The organism is Sphingomonas sp. MMS12-HWE2-04, assembly GCF_044881185.1.
Taxonomy (GTDB): domain Bacteria; phylum Pseudomonadota; class Alphaproteobacteria; order Sphingomonadales; family Sphingomonadaceae; genus Sphingomonas.
This window is the reverse complement of sequence record NZ_CP173254.1, coordinates 621,560-645,415: the sequence shown is the minus strand read 5'-3', so window position 1 is coordinate 645,415 and position 23,856 is coordinate 621,560. Positions and strand designations below refer to the sequence as shown.

Annotated in this window: 19 protein-coding genes and 1 pseudogene; 11 read left to right on the top strand and 9 right to left on the bottom strand. The window is 66.0% G+C overall.

Annotated elements, in window-relative coordinates; translation table 11 throughout:
• Positions 1-29: 29 nt before the first annotated feature.
• The 5 genes and pseudogenes from AB2M62_RS02890 to AB2M62_RS02870 all read right to left on the bottom strand — a co-directional run bounded on the left by AB2M62_RS02890 (position 30) and on the right by AB2M62_RS02870 (position 7,181).
• Complete coding sequence (locus tag AB2M62_RS02890; RefSeq protein WP_404337651.1) at positions 30-1,586, bottom strand: family 43 glycosylhydrolase; 1,557 nt, start codon at positions 1,584-1,586, stop codon at positions 30-32.
• Between the two features lies 1 nt (position 1,587).
• Positions 1,588-3,351 (bottom strand): DUF885 domain-containing protein, encoded by a 1,764-nt coding sequence (locus AB2M62_RS02885; protein ID WP_404337649.1) that lies wholly within the window; start codon positions 3,349-3,351, stop codon positions 1,588-1,590.
• A gap of 2 nt (positions 3,352-3,353) precedes the next feature.
• Positions 3,354-4,348: pseudogene (locus tag AB2M62_RS02880) on the bottom strand (Ldh family oxidoreductase).
• 23 nt (positions 4,349-4,371) lie between these two features.
• Positions 4,372-6,753 (bottom strand): beta-L-arabinofuranosidase domain-containing protein, encoded by a 2,382-nt coding sequence (locus AB2M62_RS02875; RefSeq protein WP_404337647.1) that lies wholly within the window; start codon positions 6,751-6,753, stop codon positions 4,372-4,374.
• Between the two features lie 68 nt (positions 6,754-6,821).
• Positions 6,822-7,181: a hypothetical protein gene (locus AB2M62_RS02870; protein WP_404337645.1), complete on the bottom strand. Its 360-nt coding sequence runs from the start codon at positions 7,179-7,181 to the stop codon at positions 6,822-6,824.
• Between the two features lie 193 nt (positions 7,182-7,374).
• Between AB2M62_RS02870 and AB2M62_RS02865 the strand changes: the two genes are divergently transcribed.
• The 8 genes from AB2M62_RS02865 to rplA all read left to right on the top strand — a co-directional run bounded on the left by AB2M62_RS02865 (position 7,375) and on the right by rplA (position 17,143).
• Positions 7,375-9,720, top strand: coding sequence for a DPP IV N-terminal domain-containing protein (locus AB2M62_RS02865; RefSeq protein ID WP_404337643.1), 2,346 nt, complete (start codon positions 7,375-7,377; stop codon positions 9,718-9,720).
• An 8-nt stretch (positions 9,721-9,728) separates the two neighbouring features.
• Entirely contained in the window at positions 9,729-12,458 is a 2,730-nt protein-coding gene (locus AB2M62_RS02860; RefSeq protein WP_404337641.1) for a DUF5695 domain-containing protein, read from the top strand.
• On the top strand, positions 12,458-14,224 hold the full coding sequence (locus tag AB2M62_RS02855) for an Svx/AvrXca family virulence/avirulence protein (RefSeq protein ID WP_404337639.1): 1,767 nt from the start codon (positions 12,458-12,460) through the stop codon (positions 14,222-14,224). Before AB2M62_RS02860 ends, AB2M62_RS02855 begins: the two co-directional genes overlap by 1 nt.
• 55 nt (positions 14,225-14,279) lie before the next feature.
• A complete protein-coding gene (locus AB2M62_RS02850; protein WP_404337637.1) occupies positions 14,280-14,852 on the top strand; it encodes a YqaA family protein in 573 nt (190 codons plus the stop codon).
• A gap of 149 nt (positions 14,853-15,001) precedes the next feature.
• Complete coding sequence (gene secE / locus AB2M62_RS02845; RefSeq protein ID WP_404337635.1) at positions 15,002-15,205, top strand: preprotein translocase subunit SecE; 204 nt, start codon at positions 15,002-15,004, stop codon at positions 15,203-15,205.
• 2 nt (positions 15,206-15,207) lie between these two features.
• Positions 15,208-15,747 carry a transcription termination/antitermination protein NusG gene (nusG, locus tag AB2M62_RS02840; RefSeq protein WP_404337633.1) on the top strand — a complete coding sequence of 180 codons (540 nt, stop codon included), beginning with the start codon at positions 15,208-15,210 and terminating at the stop codon, positions 15,745-15,747.
• A 267-nt stretch (positions 15,748-16,014) separates the two neighbouring features.
• A complete protein-coding gene (gene rplK, locus AB2M62_RS02835) occupies positions 16,015-16,446 on the top strand; it encodes a 50S ribosomal protein L11 (RefSeq protein WP_404337631.1) in 432 nt (143 codons plus the stop codon).
• A 4-nt stretch (positions 16,447-16,450) separates the two neighbouring features.
• The gene (gene rplA, locus AB2M62_RS02830) at positions 16,451-17,143 is read left to right on the top strand and encodes a 50S ribosomal protein L1 (protein WP_404337629.1); all 693 of its coding nucleotides are present in this window, start codon (positions 16,451-16,453) and stop codon (positions 17,141-17,143) included.
• Between the two features lie 118 nt (positions 17,144-17,261).
• Here rplA and AB2M62_RS02825 read toward each other — a convergent pair whose 3' ends face one another.
• The 3 genes from AB2M62_RS02825 to AB2M62_RS02815 form a co-directional block, all read right to left on the bottom strand.
• Positions 17,262-17,588, bottom strand: coding sequence for a UrcA family protein (locus AB2M62_RS02825; protein WP_404337627.1), 327 nt, complete (start codon positions 17,586-17,588; stop codon positions 17,262-17,264).
• A 92-nt stretch (positions 17,589-17,680) separates the two neighbouring features.
• Positions 17,681-18,760, bottom strand: coding sequence for a GlxA family transcriptional regulator (locus AB2M62_RS02820; protein ID WP_404337625.1), 1,080 nt, complete (start codon positions 18,758-18,760; stop codon positions 17,681-17,683).
• Positions 18,757-19,035, bottom strand: a complete 279-nt coding sequence (locus AB2M62_RS02815) for a DUF4242 domain-containing protein (protein WP_404337623.1) — start codon at positions 19,033-19,035, stop codon at positions 18,757-18,759. The genes AB2M62_RS02820 and AB2M62_RS02815 overlap by 4 nt, the downstream gene beginning before the upstream one ends.
• A gap of 251 nt (positions 19,036-19,286) precedes the next feature.
• Between AB2M62_RS02815 and AB2M62_RS02810 the strand changes: the two genes are divergently transcribed.
• Entirely contained in the window at positions 19,287-20,234 is a 948-nt protein-coding gene (locus tag AB2M62_RS02810) for an AraC family transcriptional regulator (protein WP_404337621.1), read from the top strand.
• A 5-nt stretch (positions 20,235-20,239) separates the two neighbouring features.
• On the opposite strand, the gene AB2M62_RS02805 is transcribed toward AB2M62_RS02810, so the two are convergent.
• Positions 20,240-22,261: an ATP-binding protein gene (locus tag AB2M62_RS02805; RefSeq protein WP_404339767.1), complete on the bottom strand. Its 2,022-nt coding sequence runs from the start codon at positions 22,259-22,261 to the stop codon at positions 20,240-20,242.
• A 580-nt stretch (positions 22,262-22,841) separates the two neighbouring features.
• Here AB2M62_RS02805 and rplJ point away from each other — a divergent pair.
• Both rplJ and rplL read left to right on the top strand, forming a co-directional pair.
• The gene (rplJ, locus tag AB2M62_RS02800) at positions 22,842-23,357 is read left to right on the top strand and encodes a 50S ribosomal protein L10 (protein WP_404337619.1); all 516 of its coding nucleotides are present in this window, start codon (positions 22,842-22,844) and stop codon (positions 23,355-23,357) included.
• A gap of 56 nt (positions 23,358-23,413) precedes the next feature.
• Positions 23,414-23,791, top strand: coding sequence for a 50S ribosomal protein L7/L12 (rplL, locus tag AB2M62_RS02795; protein WP_404337617.1), 378 nt, complete (start codon positions 23,414-23,416; stop codon positions 23,789-23,791).
• The last annotated feature ends 65 nt before the right edge of the window (positions 23,792-23,856 follow it).

Below are 23,856 nucleotides of genomic sequence, written 5' to 3'. Positions count from 1 at the left end.
CCCTCCCTGCAAGCGGGGAGTGGTGCAAATCAGTCGCAGGCCGGCGCCGCCACGCTCGGCGCTGCCGCTGGCACAATCGCGCGCGGCGCCAGCACTTCCCATTCCTCGACGCCGAGGCCCGCGGACGTGCCGTTCGCGCGCGACGCATCGAACACCGCGCGCAGACAGCGCGTCGTCACCGGCGCGAAGCGGACATCCTGGAACGCGCCGGGCACGGCGCCATAGCCCCCGGCTGCGGCGACCGGCTTCCACGCACCATCCCAATATTCGAGGTGCCACGACGCGGGCGGGGCGACGCCGATCCCCGACCCGGCGGGCTGATCGGCGAAGAAATAGATCCGCGAGCCGTCGATCGTGACTGGCTTGCGCCAGCGATATTCGACCCAGGCGTTCTGGGGATTTTTGCCGTTCCACGTCCCCCACATCTCGGGAGGGAGCGGATTGGCGCGCACCTTGCCGTCGTTGAGCGCGCCGATCCAATATTGCAGCGGCACCATGTTGGACGAGACTGCCGACGCCGCCCCGGCGATGTTGCGGGTCGGCGCGGGCGCGGGCTGCGGCGCGCGGGTCGGCACCACCGGGCGGATCGCCGCGGGGATGACGCTGTCGTCCCATTCGACTTGGTCGATCGCGACGCTGCGGCGGAAATGGCCGCCGGCCACGGCGTCTGCTGTGTGGTACGCCATATACCACTTGCCCTTGAACTCGACGACGCCGGCATGGGAAGTGGTCGACGAGACCGGCTTGAGCGCGACACCGCGATAGGTCCACGGCCCCAGCGGCGACGTCGCCGTGCCATAAGCCTGGCAGGCATAATAGACCGCAGGGGTGCAGGCGCTGTCCGGCCCCGCCTTGTTGCCAGCGTAGAGCATATAATAGACGCCCTTGCGCTTCAGGATCCAAGGCGCCTCGAAGAAGCCGGTCAGCCCCTCGATGCGTTTTTCCGGCCCCTTGGGCGTGACCATGTCGCGCGCGAGCTCCATGCCGCGCAGTTGCCCAAACGTGCCCCAATAGAGATAGACCCGGCCATCGTCGTCGAGCAGCACGGTGGGATCGATATTCTGGATGTCGTTGGCCTCGGGCACCTTCTGCGAGACGATCGGCCCGGCGGGATGCGCGTCCTTCCACGGCCCGAGCGGGCTGTCCGCCACGGCGACGCCGATCGCGAAACGGTCCTTGGCGTCGCTGTCTTTCTCCAACACCGGGGCATAGAAATAGAAGCGCTTGTCTGCGCCCTTGACGATCTGCCCGGCATAGGCGCGCGCGGGCTCGGCCCAGGCAAAGACATTCTCGGGGCGGATGAAGCCGGGCCAATGCTGCCAGCGATGCGACGCCGGATCCTGGGTCGCCAGCATCTGCCATTCCGGCATGATGAAGTCGTTGACCTCGGCGTCGGCCATGTCGCGGCCGGTGAGGATATAGAGCGTGTCGCCATCGACCAGCGGCGCCGGATCGGTGGTGTAATAGCGGCCGTCGGCGAGGATCGGATTGCCCTTGCTCGTCAGCGTTTCGGGCGCGGGCCCGGACTGCGCGCAGGCAGCATTGGGGAACGCCGCGAGCAGCGCGAGGAACGGCAAAACCTTCATGTCATTCCTCGTCCGGATAAGGGCCCTTGCCGCCCTCAGCGATGAGCTGGTCGACGCGGCGGTCGATCTCGGGCACCGGCACCGATCCGAGCGCGAGCACCGCATCGTGGAAGGCGCGAATGTTGAACTTGCCGCCCAATGCCTTTTCGGCGCGGGCGCGGGCATTCTGGATCGCCAGCTCGCCGGTGTAGTAGCTCAGCGCCTGGCCGGGCCACGCGATGTAGCGATCGACTTCGGTCTCGATCTCGTGATCGGCGAGCGCGGTATTGTCGTGAAGATATTTCTGCGCCTGTTCGCGGCTCCAGCCCTGGGCGTGGATGCCGGTATCGACCACCAACCGCGCGGCGCGCCACATCTGATAGCTGAGCATGCCGAACAGATCGTACGGCGTCTCGTACATCCCCATTTCCTCGCCCAGCGCCTCGCAATAGAGCGCCCAGCCCTCGCCATAGACCGAGAGATAGGTGTCGCGGCGAAACGCCGGCAGATCCTTGTTCTCGGCGGCGAGCGGCATCTGGAAGGCGTGGCCCGGAGCGCTTTCGTGGAGCGTCAGCGCCGGCAGCGAGTAGAGCGGCCGCGCCGGCAGATTATAGGTGTTGATCAGATAGACGCCCGGCCCGCCGCGCCCCCCGGTGTAAAAGGGAGCGATGTCGTCCGGCACCGGAATGATCGCGAAGCGGCTGCGCGGCAGCCGTCCGAAATACTTCGCCGCCTTGCCGTCGAAGGTCTTGGCGATCCAGGCGCCGCGGTCGAGCAGCGCCTGCGGAGTCTTGGCGTAGAATTGCGGATCGGTGCGCAGGAAGTGGAGGAAGGCAGCCAGATCGCCCTTGAACCCGACCGACGTCATCACGTCCTGCATCCGCGCGCGGATCTTGGCGACTTCGGCCAGGCCGATCGCGTGGACCTGCTCGGGCGTCTGGGGCAGCGTAGTATATTCGGAGACCTTCGACTGGTAATAGGCTCGCCCGTCGGGAAGGTCATATGCCGCCAGGCTGGTACGCGCGCCAGGGATATATTCGTCGCGCAGGAAGGCGAGCAGCTTGGCGTGGGCAGGCACCACTGCCTCGCGGATCGCCGCCTCCCCCGCGGCACGCAGCTCTGCCTGAGTCGCCGCCGGGATGCTCGACGGGAATTTGGCGAAGGGCGCGAAGAAGGGCGAGTCCGCAGGCGTCTTGGCCTCGACGACCTTGGCGACGCCGGCATCGCGGCCCTGCAGCGTGATCCGCGCCTGAGTGAAGCCGCGCTTGAGCCCGGCGCGCATATTGACGATCTGCTGGTCGTAATAGCGCGGCAGGTCGCGAAGCACCGAAATATAATCGCGATAGTCTTTCTCGCGAACAAAATTACCACGCGCGGATTCTGCGATATCGCCCCAGAAGCTCGAATCCGCGTTGAGCGGCTTTTCATATTCGCGATATTTCTGCTCGGCGAGCAGCGCCTCGATCTGGCCCTTATAGACCGCGTAATTCACTTGCTCGGCCGGCGACAGCGCCGAGGGCTTGATCTTCGACAGTGCGGCAAGCGTCGCGGTCCAGCGTGCCAGCTTCTCTGCCTGCGCAGCGGGGCCGATATCGGGCAGGCCGGGCTTCTGGTCCTTGGGGCTATCTTCGTTCGGCGCCTGCTGGCGCTGCCGCCATTCATATTCCGCAGTGTAGAGCTTCTTGAACTGGGCATCGGCCGAGCCTGCGGGAATGGCGGCGCCGGCCCCTGCAGATAGCGTCGCCACGCCCGTCAGCAACACTGCCGCCCTACGCCATGCCCGCATCTTCAAACTCCGATTGCCATAATGTCCGCATATAGCGCCGCCGGGACGGTGACGCCGTCCGCCAGGCTGCGTCGGCGCGCTGCATAGCGCCGCTGCGACGGCAGCCGCGCGCCCTGCCCTTCGATCGCGTCGAACATCGCCTCCGCGCGTTCGAGATGCCCCTGCACCGCCTGGCCGAGGAACCCCGCCGGATCGATCGCGAGGATCAGTTCGCCGCCGATCGGCGATCCCCCCGCCCCTCGTCGGCGGCAATCAATTCCGCGCTGGTCATGTCGCCGATCAGCGGGCCGGCAAGCAGTTCGACCATCGCCGCAAGTGCCGAGCCCTTGTGGCCGCCAAAGGTGCGCATCGCACCGTCGAGCACGGCCTTGGCATCGGTGGTGGCGTTGCCGTCCGCATCGACGCCCCAGTCGGCCGGGATCGCCCTGCCCTCGCGCCGGTGCAATTCGATCTCGCCGCGCGCCACCGCACTGGTGGCGAAATCGAACACGAAGGGCTCGCGCCCCGGGCGCGGCCAGCCGAACGCGATCGGGTTGGTGCCGAACACCGGCTTGGTGCCGCCCGCCGGCGCAACCCAGGCGTGGCTGGGGGTGAAAGCGAGCGCGACCAGCCCCTGCTCGGCGAGCGCCTCGACCTCGGGCCACAGCGCCGCGAAATGGACGACATTGTTGAGCGCCATCGCGGCGATCCCGTTGGCGCGCGCCTTTTCGACGAGCAGCGGCATGCCGCGCGCGAACGCCAACTGGGCGAACCCGCCGCCGCCATGGACGCTGACCAGCCCCGGCTTGGGCTCCGAGACCGAGGGCACCGCATCAGGGACGACGACACCCGCCCGGATGCTGCGGTCCGCCACCAGCAGCCGGTAGATGCCGTGGCTGGCGCAGCCGTCGCGCTCGCCGGCGACCATCGTCTCGGCGACGGCATCGGCGTGATCCTGCGCCAGCCCGGCCGCGACCAGCTTGGTGCGGGCGAGCATGCGCAATTCGTCGAGCGTCATCGCCACGCCCGCATTCGTCTCGCTCAAATCTTGGCGCCCGGCTTGGCCGTGAACAGGCGGACGCCGAACACCGGGCCCGCGGTGTTGCGGTCGTGCGGCACGATCCGCACCTTCACCGAGGCCTTGCTCTTGGTCAGCGCCTCGGGAAGCGGATATTCGGCGTCGAAGAACTTGCCCGGCTTGTCATTGTCGAGCGTCTGGGTGGCCACCTTCACATTGTCGACGAGGATATCGAAGCTGCGCTTGCGCTCGCCACCCCAATAGCTTGCCTGCAGGATCAGCGGACCGGGCTTGGTCTTCAGCGTGAATTCCATGAACCCGCCGGGGCGCACGTCGCGCCCCTGCCGACCGCGATAGGTAACCGGCCAGGACTGGTCCGAAGTAAGGCTGTGGTCGCGCTCGGGCTGCATCTCGCCGAGGAACATGACGTCGACCGAGCGCGCGGCGATGTCCTTGAGCCGAGCCTGTTCCGCCAGGAACGCCTTTTCCTCAGCCGCCCAGGCGGTTTCGGAGAAGCGCTTGAAATAGGTCGCGCTGCGGCGGTTATATTGGCGATAGAAGGGCACGAACGGCAAATCGCCAGGGCGCACCACGCCCTTAGTGGCGTAGAGCCCCTTGGCAGCGTCGCTGGGCGTGAAGCCGGCGAGCAGATCCGCACCGACCAGCGCCGGATCGGCCGACTCCCATTTGGCTTCCTTCGGGCCGAGATCGGCGGCGAGCACCATCGGCCCGCGCAGCAGCGCGATCGTGTTCTCGTCGCCCGGCGCCGACTCGATCCGCAAGTCGAGCGGCAGCGTGATCGACACGGTGTCGCCGGCCTTCCACCGGCGGTCGACGATCGCATAACCGCGCGCAAATTCGGGGGTTACGGCCGCCCCATTCACGGCGACGACGGCCTTGCCTGCGGCCCAGCCGGGAACGCGCAGCGCCACCGGGAACTTGGCCGACTTGACCTTGGCGAAGGTCAGTTTGGATTCGCCCTCGAACGGATAGTTGGTCTCGAGCCGCAGCGACGCGCCGCGCTTCGCCCAGTCGGCGTCCGCCGGGATGTAGAGATTGACCGTCAGGCCGCCGGCATCGTCTTCCCAGAAGATCGATTCGCCATGCTTCGAATGGCTCTCCATCCCGCTGCCGACGCAGCACCAGAAGGCATCGTCGTCGACCGTCGAATAGCCGCGCTCGCTGCCGGTCATCAGCGGCGTCATATAAGTGAAGCCGCCCGTCGCCGGGTCCTGCGCCGCCATCACGTGATTGAGATGCGCGCGCTCATAATAGTCGAACAGCGCACCGTCGGGCTGCCAGCCATAGAGGTGCCGCGTCAGCTTGAGCATGTTGTAGGTGTTGCAATGCTCGCAGGTCTGCTCGGTGATGTGATCGGCGACCGTATCGGGCGTGAAGAAATACTCCCGATCGGCATTGCCGCCGATCACGAAGCTGTGGTGCCCGGTGACGCGCTCCCAGAAGAAGGTCGCGGCGGTGCGGCGCTTCTCGTCATGGGTGATGTCATAGATGCGGGCGAGCCCGATCAGCTTGGGCACCTGGGTATTGGCGTGGAAATTGGCGAGCTTGTCCTCGCGGTTGCTCAGCGGATCGAGCACGCGCGTGTCGTAGAGCGTCTCGGCCATCTTGAGCCAGCGCGGGTTGCCGGTCCGTGCGTGCATCTCGGCATAGCTCTCGTTGAGCCCGCCATATTCGCAGCCCAGCACTTCCTGAATCTGCGCGGGCGTGAGCGCGGCGAACACGCGCTCGAAATAGCCGCCCAGCCCTTCGACGACGGTCAGCGCCTTCTTGTTGCCCCAGGCGCCATGGATGTCGAGCAGCCCGGCGAACAGCTTGTGCACCGTATAGAGCGGCGACCAGGAGCCGTTGAGATCGAACCCGCCGGACTTGATCTCGCCCTTCATCACTTCGCCGAAGATCTCTTCGCCGTCGACGACGGTGCCGTCCTTCCGCTTGCGGCCGAGCGCGCCGACATAGCCGGTGCCGCGCTTGGCCTGCGCCTCGGCGAGTTCGTCGACGATATAGTCGGCGCGCTTGCGCATTTCGGCATCGCCGGTCTGCTGCCAGGTCAGCACCAGCGCAGTCATGTAATGGCCCAGCGTGTGGCCGGCGATCGTGTCGCTCTCCCACCCGCCATAGATCGCCGCCTTGGGCTCAAGACCGGCATATTTGCGGAAATTGTGGAGCAGCCGATCGGGGCTGAGCCGATGCAGATAGTTGCGGTTGACCTCGACCGCGGTCGCGAAATCGGAAGGCCGCAGCCGCACTGCGCTGAGCGGCAGCGGCTTGATGCCGGTTGGGGCGAGCGCCTTGGCCGCGGCGCGGGCGACGCCGGCCTTTGCACCAAAAGCGAGCACGGCCGCGCCGATCATGAGTTCCCGGCGCGAGGCAGACATCGGTCGCATCAAATTCTCCGCAGAATACCGTATACGATTATCGCCGGCCTGTCGGAGCGTCAATCCCAATCGCGGAATCAGTCGTCGACATCGCCGGCAAAGGGCTCGAGATGATCGAGCACGCAGATGGGTCCGGGGATCGTGCTCGGCAGGTTCAGTGCGCGCAGCTTGTCGCCTTCGCAATAGCCGGCCCCGGTCGTTTCAACCACGACGGTGGCGAAGCGGTTCATCCCAAGGCAGCGTCCGCCCTTGAACACCGCGATATACGAGCGCTTGGGATCGGGCTGTCCGCGGAAATAGACCCGGCCATCATCGCGCACGACCGGCGCGGCCAGCCCCGAGGCAATCACGCATTGCCTGCCATTCTTGGCCTTCTGGGGGGCCGCCGCTGACATCAGCGGCAACGCAAGTGGAAGCAGGAATAATAGCTTGGCCATGCCGATCTCCTGAACAGCGCCCCTATCTCTCACGCTAGCCCGCATTAGCGCAAACGCAAGCACGGCATAAAATATACGGTATAATTTTGTTGAGCGCGCAGCGAAGCTTGCGTTATGTGGCAGCGCAGGGAGGCGCCAAATGCGAAACAATCTAACTTTTACCGGCTTGCCGATGCGCTTCGGCGTCGGAGCCTTGGCTACCCTCCTGCTGCTGGGCAACGGCCCAACGCCGCAATCGACGCCGCAGCCGGCGGCCACACCGGCGCCCACCCCGACAATCGCCGAGCGCTATGCCCGCGCCGACAGCTATCTACGTCCGCAGCTCGACAAATCCATCGTCAACGCTGACTTGCGCGCGTCCTTTACTCGCGATGGCGCGGGAATCCTCTATCGGCTCGGCAGCCTGGGCAAGCGCGACATCGTCTATTACGACCTCGCCACGCGCCAGAGCCGGTCGATCATCAACGAAGCGCGGCTGGCCGTCCTGATCAGCCAGATGGCCGGGCAGGAACTCGACGCGGCGATGCTGCGGCTGGAAGAGGCCGACTATAGCGCCAAGGACAATGTGCTGACCTTCACGCTCGACGAGCGGCGGCTGACGCTCGACGCCGCAGGCGTGCTCGCCGAGGCGAAGAAGGGCGATCCCGAAGGCGAAGGCGCGGTTTCGCCCGACGGTCGCTTCGAGATCCTGGCCCGCGACTTCAACCTGTTCGCGCGCGATCGCAAGTCGAACCACGAAGTCGCACTGACCCGCGACGGCACCCGCGAGCAGCCCTATGGTCGCTCGATCCCGCAGCTCGCCGACATCCTCAAGGCGGGTACCGAAGAGCCCAAGATGCCAGTGTCGGTGCAATGGTCGCCCGATAGCCGCCGCATTCTCAGCTGGCGGCTCGACACGCGCGGCGTCGCGCGGCTGTCGATGACCCAGGAAAACCCGCCGGGCAGCTTCTATCCGCGCAGCTTCCAATATGTATATCCGCTCGCCGGCGCGGCCAAGCTGCCTCAGGCAACGCGCTTCGCGATCGATGTCGAGGACGCGCTGAAGCGCAAGCGCGCGACGATCGTCCCGCTCGACGTGCCGAGCGAATCGCTGCTCTATCCGGCTGCGCCCGATCTTGGCTGGTCGGGCGGCAAAGCGCGCGTCCAGTGGACCGAGCGCGGCTACAAGCAGCTCGTCGTCTACGAAGCCGATCCGAAGACCGGCAAGGCGACGGTCGTCGCGCGCGAGACCGTCAAGCCGATCGTCACGGTGACGTCGAGCTCGCTGCGCCCCGCGCCCGATCTGGGCGGCGAGCTCGATATTTCCGAGCGGACCGGCTGGGCCCAGCTGTATCTCGTTCGTCCCGACGATCCCGATGGCGGCATTCCGCTCACGCGTGGCGAATGGGAAGTGCTCGACATCGCCCATGTCGACGCCAAGGCGCACACCATTCTGCTCACCGGCGTCGGCCGCGAGCGTGACCGCAATCCCTATTACACCGCACTCTACCGGGTGACCGCCGACGGCAAGCCGCCATTGCTGCTCACCCCCGAGCCGCTGGATCATAGCGTCGAGGTGTCGCCCGACGGCAACTGGTTCATCGATGCGATGTCGAGCCCGACGGTGCCGACCCGCACCGTGCTGCGCAGCGCGCAGGACGGCCGCATCGTCAGCGAACTCGCCACCGCCGACGCCAGCGCGCTGTTCGCGACGGGCTACACTCCGCCCGAGCCGTTCACCGGCGTGGCGGCCGACGGCAAGACGCCGCTCTACGGAATGATCTGGCGCCCGGCGAACTTCGATCCGAAGCGCCGCTATCCGATCATCGACGCGGTCTATACCGGCCCGACCACCACCAACGTGCCGACCAGCTGGGGCGGCGCGATCACCGCGGGCGCCGGCAGCGTCGCACAATTGGGCGCGATCGTGGTCAGCATCGACGGCACCGGCACCTCGCGCCGCGGCCAGGCCTTCCGCCTGCCCGCCTATCAGAATCTCGGCGAAGTCGGGCTCGACGATCATATCGCGATGATCCGTCAGATGGCCGCGAAATACCCCTATATCGACGCCACCCGGGTGGGCGTTTATGGCGGCTCGGCCGGCGGCTATGACGCCGCGCGCTTCGTGCTGCGCCGACCGGAATTCTTCAAGGTCGCGGTCGCCTCGTCGGGCAACCACGATTTGCGGCTAGACAAGGCGTGGTGGCCCGAAGTCTCGATGGGCAATCCCGACGAAGCCACGTGGGAGCGCAACTCCAACATGTCGGTCGCCAGGAACCTCACCGGCAAGCTGCTGCTGATCCATGGCGACATCGACGACAACGTCCCCGTCACCGAGAGCCTGCGCCTGGCCAATGCGCTGATCACCGCCGGCCGTGACGTCGACCTGGTGATCCTGCCCAACACCACCCACCGCGTCGCCCAGCCGTTCTTCTGGCGCAAGCTGCGCGACTATTTCACCCGCAACCTGCTGGACGAAAAGCCGCCGGTGCTGCCACTGCCCATCGCGGCACCGGCGCCCGCCCCTGCCACGCCCGCGATCGGCGCAGTCACGAAATGAGAACCGCAATGTCCAAGTTCCGTACCTTCGCTCCCGCGGCGCTCCTCCTCGCCGGCCTGTCCTCGACCGCGCTGATCGCGCAGGAGCGGCCCAAGCCGGTCTATGCGCCGGTGCACACGACGCCGTACAAGGTCGGCAGCTTCGAAATCGCGCTGCGCAGCGACACCCAGACGCTCGCGCGCCTGTCCCCCGCCGCAGAGCCGGCGTTCAGCTTCGTGCCGACCGCGCGCGAGCCCGAGCGTGCCGGCGACGGCTATAATCATATCGGCGACCTCAATCTGCGCGTCCGCGCGCCCGGCGGCGAATGGCGCGACTTCGCCTCGGCGCATGCCCGCCAGCCGATCCGCCTGCTCCCCGCGGGGGGCAATGTGATCGCCGCGGCGGACATCACCAAGAGCATGGGCGGCGACGCGCCGTTCAAGGTCGAGCGCCGCTGGGTCAACGAGGCCGGCCTGCTCGGCCTGCGTTTCCGCATCACCAACACCGCCAAGACGCCGCTCGAGATCGGCGCGCTCGGCATGCCGATGGTGTTTGATAATATCATCACCGATCGTACCCTTGACCAGGCGCATGCCGAGGCGAGTTTCGTCGATCCCTATATCGGGCGCGACGCCGGTTATCTGCAGGTGACGCGGCTCAACGGCGCCGGGCCTGCGCTGCTCGTGCTTCCCGAAAAGGGCAGCCCGCTCGAAGCCTATGCCCCGCTCAAGAACCCGCGCGAGGCCAAGGGCTCGATCTTCACCGACAAGAGCCAGCGCGGCCAGACCTCGGAGGGCTTTTACGACTGGACCGTCCACAGCATCGGCTATGCCGACCGCGAGTGGAAGGACGCGGGCGAGCAGTGGAACGCCCCCACCGGCCGCACCCTCGCGCCGGGCGAGACGATCGAAGTCGGCGTGCGGATGACCCAGACGCCGAACATCCGCGCAATCGAGGATACCCTGATCGCCAACAAGCGCCCGGTCGCGATCGGCATCCCCGGCTATGTCGTCCCCCAGGACCAGAGCGCGACGCTGTTCGTCAAGGCGCCGAGCGCGATCCGGCGGATCGAGAGTTTCCCGGCCGGCGCCGTTGAGGCGACCGCCGCCGGCGCCCAGAAGGGCTGGGCCAAGCTCAGCATCAAGGGCCGGCAATGGGGCCAGGTGCGCCTGACCCTCACCTATGCCGACGGCCAGGTCCAGACGGTCAGCTATTTCGTCACCAAGCCGCTCGAGCAGACGATGGCCGATCTCGGCCGCTTCTCGACGACGCAGCAATGGTATGAGGGCAAGGGCGACAAGTTCGGCCGCTCGCCGGCGATCCTGACCTATGACAATGAGGCCAAGAAGATCGTCGATGTCGAGCCGCGCGTGTGGATCGCCGGGATGAGCGACGAGGGCGGCGGCGGCTCGTGGGTCGCCGCGACGATGAAGCAGCTCGACAACCCCGAGCCCGCCGAAGTCGCCAAGCTCGAGCGGCTGGTCACGCAGACCGTGGTCGGCAACCTCCAGGTCGCCGACGGCCCCCAGGCGGGCGCGGTCAAAAAGAGCCTGTTCTATTACGACCCGGCCAAATTCCCCGACCTCTACCAGGACGCGGACAAGTGGAAGTCGTGGACGTCGTGGAAGGAAAAGGACGCGAACGATCTCGGCCGCGCCTACAACTATCCCCATGTCGCGATCGGCCATTGGGTGCTCTATCGCACCGCGCGCAACCATCCCGGCATGGTCAAGACGCACGACTGGCGCTGGTATCTCGACAAGGCGTACCAGACCACCGTCGCGATGATGCGCGACGCGCCTTATTATGCCGAGTTCGGATTGATGGAAGGCGATGTCTTCGTCGACATCCTCAAGGACCTCAAGCGCGAGGGCCTGACCGCCGAAGCCACCGACATGGAGGCGCTGATGAAGAAGCGCGCCGACCATTGGCGCACGCTCAAATTCCCGTTCGGTTCGGAAATGCCGTGGGACTCCACCGGCCAGCCCGAAGTCTATGCCTGGATGCGCTATTTCGGTTATCAGCCACAGGCGGACGTCACCAAGGAAGTGATCCTCGGCTATGACCCGACGATCCCGAGCTGGGGCTATAACGGCAATGCCCGCCGCTATTGGGATTTCCTCTATGGCGGCAAATATCCGCGGATCGAGCGGCAGATCCACCATTACGGCTCGGCGCTCAACGCCGTCCCGCTGTTCGACGCCTATCGCGCCAACCCCAAGGACATCCATCTGCTGCGCGTCGCCTATGGCGGCATGATGGGTGGGATCACCAATATCGATCAGACCGGCTTCTCGTCGGCGGCCTTCCACAGCTGGCCCGACATGATGAAATGGGACCCGTATAGCGGCGACTATGGCATGGGCTTTTACGGCCATGCGCTCACCGCGGCGACCTATCTGGTCAACGATCCGACGCTGGGCTGGCTGGGCTTTGGCGGCGACGTGACGCAGGGCAAGGACGGCGTGCAGATCCAGCCCAAGGACGGCGCACGATCGCGGCTGTTCGTCGCGCCGGCCGGCGCGTGGATCACGCTGGACGCCGGCAAGATCGCCAACGTCACCTACACGCCGGTCAATGGCGCGATCAACGTGACGCTCGATCCCGCCACCGCCACCACCCCGACCGCGCGGCTGCGGATCGAGACGACGGTGCCGGGCGCCAAGGCGCTGACGCCCTCCACCGGCACGCTGGAGCGCGACGCCTATACGATCCCGCTCGGCAGCGCGCCGACGATCGTCAAGCTGGCGCCGCGTTGATGCGCATGCTCCTCGCTCTGGCCGGAATCCTCGCCGCGACGCCGGCCTGGGCCGGGGAGAATGCCAAATGCGTGGCCGGCAGCTGGAAGCCGGTCGCGACCAATCCGGCGGACCCCAATGCCAAGCTGCCGCTGCGCTATGAGACGCCGCATTTCGCCTTCCACTGGGCAGGCGATCTCGTCTCGGCGGAAGTCGCCAAGGCCGCAGGCGCGCACCTTGAAGCGGTGTGGTCCTATTTCCTCGGCACGCTCGACTTCCCCGAACCCGATTGCGCATCGGCAACCAAGCGCAAGGCGAACATCTTCATCGATGCCAGCTACGGCCTGACCGGCGGCGTCGACGATGCCGGCAATATCGGCATGTGGATCGGGCCGGGCGGATTGAAGGACCGGTTCGGGCTGGCGCACGAGCTCACCCATTCGCTCCAGGGCGGCACCGGATCGTTCCGCGACACGCCCTATGGCGGATGGCTGTGGGAGAGCCATGCCAATTGGATGACCACCCAGCTTCCCGAGTTCCGCGGCAACACGCATTGCTCGGTGCTATCGGTGAATTATCCGCACCTCTATTTCGGCTCGACGCGGGTGCGCTACTGCAACTGGCAGTTCCTCGAATATCTGAAGGACCGCTTTGGCTATGGCGCGGTCAATGACATCTGGCGGCGCGCGCCCAAGCAAGGCACGCCCGACGCTGCCACCGCCGATCCGATGGAAGTGCTGATGCGCAACCAGGGCTGGACGCCGTCGCAGCTCAACGATGCGTTCGGTGATTGGGCGCTGCACAACGCGAACTGGGACTATACCAATCCCGACGGCTCCGATCAGGGGGCGATCTATCGCCGCGAATATGGCGGCTATGACGGACGCCCGGACTCGCCGCTGCGCACCACCGCGCTCGACCCGATCGACCTTGCCGCACGCCGTTTCGCCGTCCCCGCCGACTGGGCGCCGCAGCGCTGGGGCTATAATCTCGTCAAGCTGCGCCCCGATGCCGGCGCTACCCGCGTCACCGCGACCTTCCGCGGCGTGATCCAGTCCGCATCCGCAGTCGCCACACTCCCCGGCCTCGCCGACGAGCCGGCGGCGATACCCGCGCCGGATTCGGACTGGCGCTGGGGGCTGGTCGCGGTCGATACCGCGGGCAAGAGCCGCTATGCGCCGCTCCAGCGCGGTGCCGATGGCCAAGCGAGCATCGCGCTCCAGCCGGGTGACCAGGGCGTCTATCTGATCGTCGTCGGCACGCCGTCGCAGTTCCAGCATATTCGCTGGGAGCAGCCTTATTATTCGATCTACCGCTATCCCTGGATGGTCGAGCTCGCCGGCGCGCTGCCCGACGGCTTTCAGCCGGACGCGCCCGCCCCGGTCGCAGGCGGCCATCGTCATCCCAGGGGCGGCGGCTGGGTCGCTCCGGGTGCCAGCGTCGACGCCACTGCCTATGTCGGCCCGCATGCCCGGGTGCTTTCGGGCAGCGTTCGCGGCACGGCGCGGATCGAGGCATTGTCGGTGATCCGCGGCGATACCGTGGTGCAGGACGAGGCGCGCGTCGCGACGGTGTTCTCCGGCATCGGCGAGTTCGAGCGCGGCATCGTGCTCTCGGGCACCGCGCAACTGATCGGCGATGTCGAGCAGCGCGGCGCCTCGCTGGCGCACGGCGTCTATTATGGCTTCGTCGATCAGGCGGCGGGGACCGATCCGAAGCGCGGCGCGGATCTCACCGCGCCCGTCCGCGAAATCACCGCGCCGCCGGTCTATCGCTGGCGGCGCTGAACGGTCCGCCGCGAACGCTTTTGCACTGCACCAAAAGCAGGCTAAGGAGCCTCCCATGTTTCGCGCCATGTACGATTGGGTGCTGCGCATGGCGCACCACCGCCACGCGCTCCGCAGCCTTGCCGCGGTCTCGTTCGCCGAGAGCAGCTTCTTTCCCGTCCCGCCCGACGTGATGATGGTGCCAATGGTGCTCGCCCGGCGCGACCAGGCCTATAAGATCGCCGCGGTGTGCACGCTCGCCTCGGTGGTGGGCGGCATGTTCGGCTATGCGATCGGCTATTTCCTGACCGACGTCGCGCGCACCATGCTCGAATTCTTCCGCCACAACGCGTTCGACGACTTCACCGCCGCGTACAATAAATATGGCTGGGCGCTGATCCTGGTGAAGGGGCTCACGCCGATCCCGTTCAAGCTGGTGACGATTGCCAGCGGGCTCTCGCATTATCCCTTCGCGCTGTTCGTGCTGCTCGCGACGATCACCCGCGGCGTGCGCTTCTTCCTCGTCGCGGCGCTGCTCAAGCGCTATGGCGAGCCCGTCCAGGCATTCATCGAAGAACGGCTCAACCTGTTCGCCTGGGGCTTCCTGGTGCTGCTGATCGGCGGCTTCGCGGCAGTGGCCTATCTCTGATCCGCGCGCGGCTTGCGTTCGCCGGGGCGACTCGCTAGATACCGATCCCAATCCAACAGCGTGATGGGAAAGCACCGGTTCCTCCGAAGGACCGGGCAGCGGACCCATGCCTCGCTGAAGGCATAGTTTTTAATACGAGGATGGCCCAGGTGGCGAAGACGAGCCCGATCGAATTCGTGCGGCAGGTGCAGGCCGAGACCAAGAAGATTACGTGGCCCTCGCGCCGCGAGACGATCATGACCGGCGTGATGGTGATGATCATGACGACGCTGCTCAGCATCTTCTTCCTCGGCGTGGACAGCTTCTTCGACGCGGTCGTCCGCTTCCTCCTCACCCTCGCAACCAAGGGCTAAGCATGTCGCGCTGGTACATCATCCACGCCTATTCCGGCTTCGAGGGCAAGGTCCGCGACCAGATCCTGGCCGACGCCGCCCGCATGAGCCTCGACCGGTTCGTCGAGTCGGTGGAAGTGCCGACCGAGACCGTCACCGAAGTCCGCCGCGGCAAGAAGATTCAGTCCGAGCGCAAGTTCTTCCCGGGCTATGTCCTCGCCAAGCTCGACATGAACGACGACGTCTATCACCTGGTGAAGAACACGCCCAAGGTGACCGGCTTCCTCGGCTCGATGGGCAAGCCCCAGGCGATCAGCGAGGCCGAAGCCGCGCGCATCCTCAATACCAAGGATGAGGCGGCAACCGCCGCGCCCAAGGCCCGCGTCAAGGTCGATTACGATATCGGCGACACGGTCAAGGTCACCAGCGGCAACTTCGCGACCTTCTCGGGCGTGGTCGAGGAGCTCGATTACGACAAGAGCCGCGTCAAGGTCTCGATCTCGATCTTCGGCCGCGCGACGCCGCTGGAGCTTGGCTTCGAGGACGTCGAACGCGTCAAGTGATCGTCCCTCACGGGATTTGAAGACGACGAAAGGCCGGGGCCGAGGCTCCGGCCTTTTTCGTTGCAGAGGCGTGCGGCGGCGCGCGCCCAAGGCGGCACGTGGCGGCCGACTTAGCGGCGATTCGCCCGTTTGCATCGGCGCGCGCTTTGCGCTATGCGCCCGCGCTTCCAAAGCATCGCGATGGAAACCGTGCGGGAGGACGCTAGCGTCCGACTGAACCGCTAAACTTGATCGGGCGCCCATTGCGGTGCCCTGAAAGAGAGTGACATGGCAAAGAAGATTACCGGCTATATCAAGCTGCAGGTGCCCGCGGGCGCTGCAAACCCGTCGCCCCCGATCGGCCCTGCGCTGGGTCAGCGCGGCGTCAACATCATGGAATTCTGCAAGGCGTTCAACGCGTCGACCGGCGACACCGAGAAGGGCACGCCCCTTCCTACGGTGATCACCGTCTATGCGGACCGTTCGTTCTCGTTCGAGACCAAGACGCCCCCGGCGACTTACCTGATCAAGAAGGCGATCAACCTTAAGTCGGGCTCGAAGGAGCCGGGCAAGTCGGTTGCCGGCAAGATCAAGCGCTCGCAGCTGAGCGAAATCGCCCAGGTCAAGATGAAGGACCTGAACGCCAACGACATCGAGGCAGCGACCAAGATCATCGAAGGCTCCGCCCGCGCGATGGGCCTCGAAGTGGTGGAGGGCTGATATCATGGCTAAGCTGACCAAGAAGCAGAAGACCTGGACCGTTCCGGCCGACAAGCTCCACGGCGTCGACGAAGCCATCGGCATCGTGAAGGCGAACGCCACGTCGAAGTTCGACGAGACCGTCGAAGTCGCGCTCAACCTGGGTGTCGATCCGCGCCACGCCGACCAGATGGTCCGCGGCGTCGTGACGCTGCCCAAGGGCACCGGCAAGACCGTGCGCGTCGGCGTGTTCGCCCGCGGCGCCAAGGCTGAGGAAGCCACGGCAGCAGGCGCAGACGTCGTCGGTGCGGAAGACCTGATGGACGCCATCCAGGGCGGCAAGATCGACTTCGATCGCTGCATCGCCACGCCCGACATGATGGGCCTGGTCGGCCGCCTCGGCAAGGTGCTGGGCCCCAAGGGCCTGATGCCGAACCCGAAGCTCGGCACGGTGACGATGAACGTCGGCGAAGCGGTCAAGGCGGCCAAGGGCGGCCAGATCGAATATCGCGTCGAGAAGGCGGGCATCATCCATTCGGGCATCGGCAAGGCGTCGTTCCCGGCCGAGGACCTGCGCGCGAACTTCGACGCGCTGGTCGACGCCGTGATCAAGGCGAAGCCGGCCGGCGCCAAGGGCAAATATGTCCGCAAGGTCGCGCTGAGCTCGTCGATGGGCCCGGGCGTCAAGGTCGACGTGGCGGAAGTCGCGGCGATCTAAAGCCTCGGCACTGGCGAAGGATATGAGGGGTCGGGAGCAGCTGCTTCCGGCCCCTTTTCCGTGGGGAAAAGGCGGGCCGGGATCGCTCCCGGCCCTGAGGTGCGCGAGGGAGAGGGGATCAGCGGACCGTGATCGGTGCCGCACTCGCGAGTTGTCCGCGCTGCCGGGCGGACTGGATCACGCTGGCCACTTGCGGCTGGACTCGCAGATAGGTGCCCGACACGCATTCGCGCCCGATCCGCAGGACCATCGGGTTGGTAGGGTTGGCGATGCGGCATACCCGCTGCACTGCCCGGTCGACCCGCCGCTGGAGCCGAAGCACGCCCTGGGCGCTCCGCAAATCGAGATCGGCGGTATGGACGATGCTGGTCGCCGGCTCGGTATCGGTCGAGGCCGATGCCGCGGGAGCGAGCGCAAGCAGCGCGAAGCTGAGAATATGAGACATGAGGATACTCCTGGATTTCGGGATGGCTGCGCACGGCGCTCACGGCGCCGCGTCGGCAGAAAGGATTATGGGCGACCCGTCCTCCGGCGCCGTCAGCAGGCGCCGAGCATTGCCTTTGAGAAGGTGGCGTGCAGCGCCGGCGGCGCATGGCCGCGCACTGCGATCGAGGCGAATTGCGACCGATATTGTCCCGGCGTCATGCCGGTCATCCGCTTGAACAGCGCACGGAAGAAGCCGATGTCCGAATAGCCGATGGCTTCGCAGACGACGCTGACCGAGGCTATCTCATGCTCGAGCATCGTCTTCGCCGCCTCGATCCGCAGCGCCTGGACATAGGCGGCAGGAAGCCGCCCCGTCGCCGCCTTGAATCGCCGGGCGAAAGTCCGCTCGCCCATCAGGGCGATGTCGGCCAGCGCCTGGACCGAGACGTCGGCGCGGAAATTCTCCTGCAGATACGCCTCGACCCGACGGATCGGGGCGTCGTCATGCGCCCGCGACACCGGCAGCACGGCATAGCCCGACTGCATCAGCCGCGGCATCGGCAACAGCAACGCCTTGGCCGTCTGCACCGCGACATCATGGCCGCAGAATTTCTCGACCAGATAGAGGCTGATGTCGATCGACGCCCCCACCCCGCCGCTGCACAGGACGCGCTGATCCTCGGTCATGAACAGTTCGGGATGCCAACGCACCTTGGGGAAGCGCGCCGCCATGTCCGCGCTGGCCGCCCAGTGCGTCGTCGCGAGCCGCCCGTCGAGCAATCCCGCCGCCGCAAGATAAGCCGCGCCCATGCACACCCCCACGACATAGGCGCCGCGCATGTAGAGGCGCCGCAGCCAGGGCAGCATCGCGCTGTGCTGGATCAGTTTGAGATCGAGATCAAGGCCAGAGGTGGGGATAATGACGATGTCGCTATGCTCGACGGCCTCGAGCGGACCGTCCGGCGTCATTGCGAAGCCATAGGGCGTCCGCACCGGCGCTCCGCCGATCGAAACGGTGTGCACCCGGAACGCCGGATGCTCCGCTTCGCCGTTGAGCGCGTTCCACAGGCTGCCGGCCGAATGGAAAATCTCGGTCGGCATCACCGCGGTGGACGACAGGCCATCGTCGAACATGACGATGGTCACGTCGAGCACGCGCTTGGCAATTTCTGTTTCCAGACCCACCGTCATCCTCCGCTCGCCGTCTGCGGGCCGATGATGTCGACGACCTCGATGATCTGCGTGGCGGGGAAGCCACTCAGCCTTGCATGTTCCTCGATCGCGGCGACACTGTCGGCGCGATAGCTGCACCAAGTGCCGTCCTGGGTGACGAACGAGTGATCCCAGACAACGCGGCCGCCGAGTTTTTCGAGCGCTTGATTGGAAACGCATGCAGCTTCTTTAAGTTGTTCTTTAGATAACATTCCCAATCCAGGAATATGCCTCTGTATCAGATAGTTTTTCATTCAATTTCCCTCCGCTATTTGCAGAGATAACTTCGCACTCCATTCGGGTTTACGAAAGATGGCGATAGTGACAAGTTTCGATGGCTAAAGCGCGCCGCGTATAACTGGTGGGAATGGGTGATATCGATTGCCGAACATCACTCTATCATCGCCGTCCTTGCAGGGCTTGGACACAGCGCTACTCGGGCACGGACGAGGCGCTACTTGCGGGTATTCTAGGCAGTCGGCCGACATTTGGGTATGATCGGTCAATGCATAGGACCGCGCGCTTCTCGACCGATGACCTGCCGTTCCGCGAGCGCACCGATGCGTGGCGCGAGCTCTATGGCCGCTCGGTGCTCGACGTCGCGCTGGAAACCGTTGGCGACGCGCCGTTCGATTGCACCTTCACCGCCAGCGCCCTCGGCCCGGTAGCCTTTGTCCGCGGCACCACCACCGGCGCGATCTTCACCAAGACGCGCGAACTAGCCGGCGGCGACGACCTGCTGCTGATCGTCCATGGCGGCGCACATGGCGCGGTCGAGCAATGCCGGCGCGAGGCGCTGCTGCGGCCCGGCGACGCCGCATTGCTCCACGGCGGCGAAGTAGGGCGCAGCGTGCACCCGGACGGCGTCGCCTTCCTCAACTTGCGGCTACCGGGCGCCGCACTTGCCGATCGCGTGCCGCATCTGCTCGACCGGCTTGCCCGGGCCATCCCGGCGGCCGATCCCGCGCTCGCGCTGCTGCAACGCTATGTCGCGCTGCTCGAGCAGGCGCCACCGGCCAGCCCTGCGGTTGCGGCGGCGGCCGCGGACCATGTCTGCGATCTCGCCGCGCTCGCGCTGGGCGGCCCCGCGGCGGAGCCCGCGCCGCGCGCCGCCGGTGCTGCGCGGCTCGCGCTGGTGATGGCCGATCTCCGCCGTCTCGCCTGGCAGCCGCGGCTCACCATCGGCGTGCTCGCGGCACGGCACGGCATCTCCCCGGTATATCTCCGCAAACTCTTCGCCGGCCGGGGGACGAGCTTTGCCCAGGCGCTGCTTGCAGCCAGGCTCGACCTCGCGTGCGATCGACTGCGCGATCCGCGCTGGCACGGCCACACGATCGGCGCGATCGCGCTCGAAAGCGGGTTCGGCGACATTTCCTATTTCAACCGGAGCTTTCGCGCCCGCTATGGCGTGACGCCTTCGGACTTTCGGGACGCGGCGCTGCTCGACGGCTGACCGCCTCAGGCGGCTTCGGCATCCTCGTGGCGCGCCTGGGGCAGCGTGAAGCACATTGCCGCGCCGCCGAAGCGGCTGCGCTCGCTCCAGATGCGGCCGCCATAGGATTGCACGATCGCCCGGCAGATCGACAGCCCGACGCCCAGGCCGCGCGTGCCGGTGACGAAGGGCGAGAAGATGTCGCCCACGCCCGGCGCGATACCGGGGCCATTATCCTCGACGCAAAGCCGCACCATGCCATGGCCATCAAGGCCGCTGGTGACGACAACCCGCGCATCGGCGATCGTCGCGGTGGCCTGGCAGGCATTGCGCAGCAGATTGAGCAGAACCTGCTGAACCTGGATGCGATCGGCGCCGACCTGGCTGAGCCGCGGATCGAGCTGCGCTGTCAGCGAAGCGGTGCAATCGCGATTGGCGACGCGGACCAGCGCGATCGCATCCTCGACGACTTCGGAAAGCACGGCGCTGCCATCCAGCGCCGGGCTGTTCGCCATCATGTCGCGCGCGCGCTGGATGATCTGGCCGGTCACGCCGATCTGGCGGATCGCCTGGTCGAGCAGTCCGGGAACTTCGTCCTTCTCGCCCTGCGCGCTCGACTGGGCGGCGAGCGCCGCGGCGGCGGCATAGTTCGAAGCGGCGCTGAGCGGCTGGGCAAGCTCGTGCGCGATCGTCGCGGCCATCACGTTGACAGCTTCGACGCGCGCCATGTGCGCGACTTCGTCGCGCAGTTGCTCGTGGAGCTTTTCACGGGTGATGTCCTGCTCGGTGCCGCGCAGCAGCCGGACCTCGCCTGCCTCGCCGTCGACCGGCGCCATTACGACGCGCCGATAGGATATGCCGCCGCCGGGCAGATGGACGATGAATTCGCAGCTTTGCGGCAGGCGGGTGCGCAGCACCGCCACCACGGCAGCGCGCAGCCGATCGCTCGTCTCCGCGCCGTGCAGCGCATAGGCATCGCTGGAAGAAAGCACGTTATCGTCCAGATCGCGTCCATACATCACGCAGAGCTGCTCGGAGAGCGTCATCCGATCGGTGCGGAAGTCATAATCCCAGTCGCCCATATTGGCGATGCGCTGGGCGTCGCGCAGCCGCTGGTTGCCCGCAGCGATCGCTCGCGCGCCGCGTTGCTGGCGAAGCAGCCCGTGGACCACGGTATAGGCAAAGGCGAGGATGGCGAGGGTGAGGCCCGCCATCGCCCAGAGCAGCACCCGCGCGCGCGCCTGCGCGCTGGCGAGCACTTTGGCCTCGCTCACCGCCGTTGTGACGAACACCCCATAGCGCGCCAGCCGGCGATGGCTGAAATAGCGCGGCACACCATCCTGGATGGTGCGCGCGAAATAGCTGCCATTGGGGTTTGCCGCCTGCCGCTTCATCACGCTGGTGCCGGCGAAGTTCTGGCCATAGCTGACCGTGTGCCCCTCGCGCCGCGCCAGCGTAATGCCGTCGAGCCGGATCACCGAGATGAGATCCTGCGGATGAGTCTCAGCGCCGCGATTGAAGTCGGTGAGCCGTTCGACGGGCACGCGAATGATGACTTCGCCGCCGAAACTGCCGTCGCGCCGGCGGATCGCGCGGATTACCGAGAAGACCGCGCGGCGCAGATAGGGCGAATATTCGGAAGCACCGACAAAGCTGGGATGCTGTGCCTTGCCATCGCGAAACGCTGAGAAGCCCGGGCGATCGGAGATGTTCATCGTGGGCACGCCCGAAATGCTGGTCCAGCGGACCTCCCCCTTGGCATCGGCGACGACTACCGACGCGAAGAGCGGGTTCGCGGCTACCGGGTCGTCGAGCAATCGTGGCGGCGCGTCGGGCCGGTCGGCGCGCAGATCGGCAAAGCGTTCCGCGAGATGGAGCGCCGCTACATCGGCGGCGTCGAAGGTGCGCGAAACATAGATTTCATAGGCGATAGACTGGTTGCGGTTCTCGCGGATCGCCGCGTCGATCGTGCGCGTCCGCTCCGCGCCGATCGAACTGAGCGTCGCAGCCCACAGCAACGCGATTAGAAGCACTGCGCCGACGCACATGATCAGCACTACCCGCCGCAATGCCACAGGCGCAGACGGGGCGGCGGTTAACAGCGACGAACGTCCTTCTGTCTCCGATCCGCTCACCTTGCCGTCACCGTCACTAGCACCTCCAGGCCGCCGTTCGGTCTTGTTTTGAAAGACAATGAACGGATTGGCGCTTCGATCCCTTGGCACAGGCACGCGCAACTACATAATCAGTAAAGTTGCAGAGGGTATAACGCCAGCTTCCGGGGATATGCTTAGCGTCGTCTTCGCTTGAGTGGAGTGTCTCGCCCATTATGCACCGTGGGACGCAGGCTACGCCAAGGCCCCCTACGGCTTTCGCGTTGACTTCCCCGTGATTCGCGCTATGTGCGCCGCTTCGCAGATGGGGTTCGCCTCGCCTGCGTTCCGTCCGAGACAGCGAGCGACCGGAATATGCCGGTCTTAATCTCTCGCCAAGACGGGGACAGATTTTCAGGACGCGCCATCGGCGTGCTCCAGTCAAGCCGGGCAACCGGCCGCTGACGATCGTGCCCCTCGGACATTTTGTAACCGAAGCACCTCGCAAGGGGCGCTTCATCACGAGGAGACCGGCATGGATCGTTCCCAGAAGGCTGACGCCGTTGCCGAGCTGAATCGCACCTTCAACGAGGTTGGCGTGGTGGTTGTCACCCGCAATCTCGGGATGACCGTCAAGCAGTCGACGGACCTCCGCAACAAGATGCGCGCAGCCGGTGCGAGCTATAAGGTCTCGAAGAACAAGCTTGCCAAGATTGCCGCAGAGGGCACCGATTATTCGGTGCTTGCGGACCTGCTGACGGGTCCGACGGCGCTCGCCACCTCCGCTGACCCCGTGGCTGCTGCCAAGGTCGTCGCGGAATTCGCCAAGACGAACGACAAGCTCGAGATCGTCGGCGGAGCCATGGGCGCGCAGCTGCTCGATGCGGAGGGCGTGAAGGCGCTCGCGACGATGCCGTCGCTGGATGAACTGCGTGCCAAGATCGTGGGGCTCATCGTTGCTCCTGCGACCAAGATCGCAACCATCACCCAGGCGCCGGCCGCGCAGATCGCGCGCGTCCTTTCGGCATATGCGGAGAAGGAAGCCGCCTGAGCGGCTCCCTGTTCGAGACCAATTCCCTAACCTATCTGATTTGATTGGAGTTTATCATGGCTGACCTTAACGCACTCGTCGACCAGCTCTCCGAGCTGACCGTTCTCGAAGCCGCCGAGCTCTCGAAGCTTCTCGAAGAGAAGTGGGGCGTCTCGGCCGCTGCTGCCGTTGCGGCTGCTCCGGCTGCTGGCGGCGGCGCCGCTGCCCCGGCTGCTGAAGAGCAGACCGAGTTCGACGTGATCCTCACCGGCGACGGTGGCAAGAAGATCAACGTCATCAAGGAAGTCCGTGCGATCACCGCGCTCGGCCTGACCGAAGCCAAGGCACTCGTCGAAGGCGCTCCCAAGGCCGTCAAGGAAGGCGTGTCGAAGGACGAAGCCGAGAAGATCAAGAAGCAGCTCGAAGAAGCCGGCGCGACCGTCGAGGTCAAGTAAGCTTCTTCTGCTTCACGGCAGACGAAACGGAGAGGGCGGCCCGGCAACGGGTCGCCCTTTTTGCT

Bases quoted from the DNA above. Each gene is read 5' to 3' on its own strand.
- AB2M62_RS02890 (WP_404337651.1), bottom strand. From the start codon at position 1,586: ATGAAGGTTTTGCCGTTCCTCGCGCTGCTCGCGGCGTTCCCCAATGCT.
- AB2M62_RS02885 (WP_404337649.1), bottom strand. From the start codon at position 3,351: ATGCGGGCATGGCGTAGGGCGGCAGTGTTGCTGACGGGCGTGGCGACG.
- AB2M62_RS02875 (WP_404337647.1), bottom strand. From the start codon at position 6,753: ATGCGACCGATGTCTGCCTCGCGCCGGGAACTCATGATCGGCGCGGCC.
- AB2M62_RS02870 (WP_404337645.1), bottom strand. From the start codon at position 7,181: ATGGCCAAGCTATTATTCCTGCTTCCACTTGCGTTGCCGCTGATGTCA.
- AB2M62_RS02860 (WP_404337641.1), top strand. From the start codon at position 9,729: ATGTCCAAGTTCCGTACCTTCGCTCCCGCGGCGCTCCTCCTCGCCGGC.
- AB2M62_RS02855 (WP_404337639.1), top strand. From the start codon at position 12,458: ATGCGCATGCTCCTCGCTCTGGCCGGAATCCTCGCCGCGACGCCGGCC.
- AB2M62_RS02850 (WP_404337637.1), top strand. From the start codon at position 14,280: ATGTTTCGCGCCATGTACGATTGGGTGCTGCGCATGGCGCACCACCGC.
- nusG (WP_404337633.1), top strand. From the start codon at position 15,208: ATGTCGCGCTGGTACATCATCCACGCCTATTCCGGCTTCGAGGGCAAG.
- rplK (WP_404337631.1), top strand. From the start codon at position 16,015: ATGGCAAAGAAGATTACCGGCTATATCAAGCTGCAGGTGCCCGCGGGC.
- rplA (WP_404337629.1), top strand. From the start codon at position 16,451: ATGGCTAAGCTGACCAAGAAGCAGAAGACCTGGACCGTTCCGGCCGAC.
- AB2M62_RS02825 (WP_404337627.1), bottom strand. From the start codon at position 17,588: ATGTCTCATATTCTCAGCTTCGCGCTGCTTGCGCTCGCTCCCGCGGCA.
- AB2M62_RS02820 (WP_404337625.1), bottom strand. From the start codon at position 18,760: ATGACGGTGGGTCTGGAAACAGAAATTGCCAAGCGCGTGCTCGACGTG.
- AB2M62_RS02815 (WP_404337623.1), bottom strand. From the start codon at position 19,035: ATGAAAAACTATCTGATACAGAGGCATATTCCTGGATTGGGAATGTTA.
- AB2M62_RS02810 (WP_404337621.1), top strand. From the start codon at position 19,287: ATGCATAGGACCGCGCGCTTCTCGACCGATGACCTGCCGTTCCGCGAG.
- AB2M62_RS02805 (WP_404339767.1), bottom strand. From the start codon at position 22,261: ATGTGCGTCGGCGCAGTGCTTCTAATCGCGTTGCTGTGGGCTGCGACG.
- rplJ (WP_404337619.1), top strand. From the start codon at position 22,842: ATGGATCGTTCCCAGAAGGCTGACGCCGTTGCCGAGCTGAATCGCACC.
- rplL (WP_404337617.1), top strand. From the start codon at position 23,414: ATGGCTGACCTTAACGCACTCGTCGACCAGCTCTCCGAGCTGACCGTT.